Below are 701 nucleotides of genomic sequence, written 5' to 3'. Positions count from 1 at the left end.
TCGGGGGCGAACAACATTCCGGCCGTAATCAGGTTGTCGGGCTCGTTGGATGTCGATGCGTTGCAGGCGGCCGTGTCGGATGTCGTCGCGCGACACGAGTCGTTGCGGACGGTATATCCGGAGATCGACGGAGTCGGTTTCCAGAAGGTGCTCGGTGCCGACGACGCGGTCGTGGAGGTGCGTGTCGAGGACATCGCGGCCGACGAGGTGCCGGCACGTGTCACGGAGATCGTGACGACCGGTTTCGATGTCACGCAGCAGGTTCCGATCAGGGTGCGGCTGCTGCAGATCACGCCGGAAGAGCACATTCTGGTTGTGGTGGTTCATCACATCTCGAGTGACGGGTTCTCGATGGGACCGCTGACTCGTGACGTGGTCACCGCGTATGCGGCGCGGGCTGCGGGCGCGGTCCCGGAGTGGTCGGCGTTGGAAGTCCAGTACGCGGATTACACGTTGTGGCAGCGTGAGGTCCTCGGCGACGAGTCCGATCCGGAGTCGTTGCTCGCGCGGCAATCCGAGTTCTGGCGCACTGCTTTGGCGGATCTGCCGGAGGAGTCGACGTTGCCGGCGGATCGGCCTCGTCCGGTGGTGTCGAGTTACCGGGGCGCCTCGCACGGTTTCGTGATCGATGGTCGTGTTCGTGCGGGTATCACCGAGGTGGCCCGTCGCAGTGGTGCAACGGAATTCATGGTGGTGCATGC

General features: G+C 64.2%; 1 protein-coding gene. It reads left to right on the top strand.

Annotated elements, in window-relative coordinates:
- A partial coding sequence (locus tag HF886_RS20855; RefSeq protein ID WP_240955262.1) for a condensation domain-containing protein occupies positions 1 to 701 on the top strand: 701 nt, incomplete at both ends.

The organism is Rhodococcus sp. 105337, assembly GCF_012844225.1.
Classification (GTDB): domain Bacteria; phylum Actinomycetota; class Actinomycetes; order Mycobacteriales; family Mycobacteriaceae; genus Rhodococcus.
The sequence above is the reverse complement of the archived record's forward strand: the minus strand, read 5'-3'. Positions and strand labels throughout refer to the sequence as shown.